Origin of the sequence: Flavobacterium sp. (genome assembly GCF_031363805.1) — a bacterium.
In the GTDB taxonomy this organism is placed as follows: Bacteria; Bacteroidota; Bacteroidia; order Flavobacteriales; family Flavobacteriaceae; genus Flavobacterium.
Map to the genome: position 1 here is coordinate 1 of NZ_JANLVD010000030.1, position 3,059 is coordinate 3,059.

The following is a 3,059-nucleotide window of genomic DNA, read 5'->3' on the forward strand; positions in this document are numbered from 1 at the left end:
AGGTGTTTTATAATAGGTAGCTTCATATTATATTACTTCGTTTACTAATTCTATTAAAACTTCTGCCTTATTTGTTTGTGTTTGATTTACAAATACTCCATTTTTGAAAGTAGCAAACGTGGGCAAATTGTCTACATTGGCTAGTTTTCTTGATTCAGGAAAATTTTCTGCATCGGCAATTACAAAAGTCATATTTTCATTTTCTGAAGCCAATTTTTTGAATTTTGGTTTCATAATTCTGCAATTTCCGCACCAAGATGCCGAATATTGAACTACAACTTTATTGTTTGAGGCAATAATTTCTGCTAAGTTATCTTTTTCTAATTCCTGTAACATATATTTTTAATTTCAATGAGAATAACAAAAATCAACATCAAATTTTAATATTTCAAATTGATATTGATTCGTGTTATTAAAATTATTTTATTAATTAAGTGTAGACAAATAAGTTGCTGTACTGTCTCTATCGGCACTCATTGCATCTTTTCCAGCTTCCCAATTCGCTGGGCAAACTTCACCTTTTTCTTGAATGTGCGTGTAAGCATCTACCATTCTCAAATATTCGTTTACATTTCTTCCCAATGGCATATCGTTTACACTTTCGTGGAAAATTTTACCCTTTTCATCAATTAAATAAGTAGCTCTGAAAGTTACGTTCGAACCTTCCACTATAATTGAATCTGTTTCTTCGCTATAACTTGTAGAATCAATATCCAAAATCCCTAAAATATTAGATAAATTACGATTGGTATCAGCCAAAATTGGATAAGTTACACCTTCAATTCCACCATTATTTTTTGGCGTGTTCAACCATGCAAAATGTACTTCATTTGTATCGCAAGAAGCACCAATTACAATAGTATTTCTCTTGTTGAATTCTGGCAATGCTGCTTGAAATGCATGCAATTCTGTTGGACAAACAAAAGTGAAATCTTTCGGATACCAAAATAAAAGAACTTTCTTATTATTTTTTGTAGCTTCCTCGAAAATATTAATTTTTAAATTATCACCCATTTCTGAAATCGCATCTACGGCAATGCTTGGAAATTTTTTACCTACTAATGACATAATTGTATGGTTTAAATATTATTTTAAATTTTGTGCAAAAGTAGTTCCTAAAATCAATAAATTCTTATAATTTGTAATTTTATTTTACTATGTTATGATAGATTTAACTGATGATTCTTGAAAATATCATTTAAATGAAAAACATTACTGAACTATAGTTTTTATCTATCGATATTTAATTTTACTATGGATATTTATTGATATATTCGTAAATCAATTAAACTCAAACTAAAATATTATGGAAAATAATCCAAAAGATAGCCAAACTTCATATAATGTGAATAGCAGTCCAAATGGTGAAAGTAAATGTCCTTTTGGTGGCGATATTGCTGGTGGACCAATTAATATGGAGCACGCAAAAATAAAAGAAATGAATAGTAAAGGTCCAATTAATCGCGATTGGTGGCCTAATCAACTAAAGTTGAATATTCTACGTCAACATTCATCGCTTTCAAATCCTATGAATAAAGATTTTAATTATGCAAAGGAATTCAAATCGGTTGATTTAGCGGTATTAAAAAACGATATTTTTAACTTAATTAATACTTCACAAGATTGGTGGCCAGCAGATTATGGCACTTATTCTGGATTTTTTATTAGAATGGCTTGGCACAGCGCAGGAACTTATAGAACATCTGATGGTCGTGGTGGTTCAGGTTCTGGAAGTCAGCGTTTTGCACCATTAAATAGTTGGCCAGACAATGCCAATTTAGATAAAGCACGACTATTACTTTGGCCAATAAAACAAAAATACGGAAAGAAAGTTTCTTGGGCAGATTTAATGATTTTAGCAGGAAATTGTGCTTTAGAAACTGCCGGATTTAAAACTTTTGGTTTTGGTGGTGGAAGAGTTGATACTTGGGAACCACAAGAAGATGTATATTGGGGTTCAGAAAGAGAATGGTTGGCAGACAACAGATATTCTGGCGAAAGAGATTTAGAATATCCATTGGCAGCTGTTCAAATGGGATTGATTTATGTGAATCCTGAAGGCCCAAACGGAACTCCAGATCCACAATCATCGGCTCACGATATTAGAGAAACTTTTGCTAGAATGGCAATGAATGACGAAGAAACTGTAGCACTTATTGCTGGTGGACATACTTTAGGAAAAACACACGGCGCAGCAGATCCAAGTAAATATATTGAACTTGAACCAGCAGCAGCAGGAATTGAAATGCAAAGCCAAGGTTGGAAAAATAATTTTGGCACAGGAAATGGTGGAGATACCATTACCAGCGGATTGGAAGGTGCGTGGACAAGTACACCAAACAAATGGAGTAAAGATTACTTTAAAAATTTATTTGGTTTTGAATGGGAATTATCAAAAAGTCCTGCAGGTGCACACCAATGGAAACCTGTAAATAATGGTGGCGCTGGCACAGTTCCAGATGCACACGATGCTTCTAAAACACATCAACCATTTATGTTGACAACAGATTTAGCTTTGAGAGTTGATCCAGCATATGAAAAAATTTCTAGACGATTTTTAGAAAATCCTGATGATTTTAATGATGTTTTTGCCAGAGCTTGGTTCAAATTAACACACCGAGATATGGGACCAAAATCTTTGTATTTAGGTTCAGAAGTTCCTTCTGAAGAATTAATTTGGCAAGATCCAATTCCGAATATAAATTATACTATTATTAATGAAGAAGATATTAATAATTTAAAATTTTCTATAGTTTCATCTGGTTTGTCTATTGCAGAATTAGTAGCAACAGCTTGGGCTTCTGCCTCTACATTTAGAGGTTCAGATAAACGTGGTGGTGCAAATGGTGGACGTTTGCGTTTGTCTCCACAAAAGGATTGGAAAGCAAATAACCCAACTCAATTGTCTAAAGTTTTAGCAGTTTTAGAAAAAATTCAAAACGACTTTAATACATCACAGTCAGAAAACAAACAAGTTTCTATGGCAGATTTAATTGTTTTAGGTGGTTCTGTTGGAGTAGAACAAGCAGCAAAAAATAATGGTTTTGATGTAAAAGTTC

The 3,059-nt window shown here is 32.9% G+C and carries 3 protein-coding genes; 1 reads left to right on the forward strand and 2 read right to left on the reverse strand.

Going from position 1 to position 3,059, the window contains the following annotated elements:
• Nucleotides 1-27 precede the first annotated feature (27 nt).
• Nucleotides 28-336, reverse strand: coding sequence for a thioredoxin family protein (locus tag RMN92_RS01995; protein WP_309607789.1), 309 nt, complete (start codon nucleotides 334-336; stop codon nucleotides 28-30).
• Nucleotides 337-426: 90 nt separating this feature from the next.
• Nucleotides 427-1,068 carry a peroxiredoxin gene (locus tag RMN92_RS02000; protein ID WP_309607790.1) on the reverse strand — a complete coding sequence of 214 codons (642 nt, stop codon included), beginning with the start codon at nucleotides 1,066-1,068 and terminating at the stop codon, nucleotides 427-429.
• Nucleotides 1,069-1,306: 238 nt separating this feature from the next.
• On the opposite strand from RMN92_RS02000, the gene katG reads away from it, so the two are divergent.
• A partial coding sequence (gene katG, locus RMN92_RS02005; RefSeq protein ID WP_309607791.1) for a catalase/peroxidase HPI occupies nucleotides 1,307-3,059 on the forward strand: 1,753 nt, incomplete at its 3' end.

Bases quoted from the DNA above. Each gene is read 5' to 3' on its own strand.
- RMN92_RS02000 (WP_309607790.1), bottom strand. From the start codon at position 1,068: ATGTCATTAGTAGGTAAAAAATTTCCAAGCATTGCCGTAGATGCGATT.
- RMN92_RS01995 (WP_309607789.1), bottom strand. From the start codon at position 336: ATGTTACAGGAATTAGAAAAAGATAACTTAGCAGAAATTATTGCCTCA.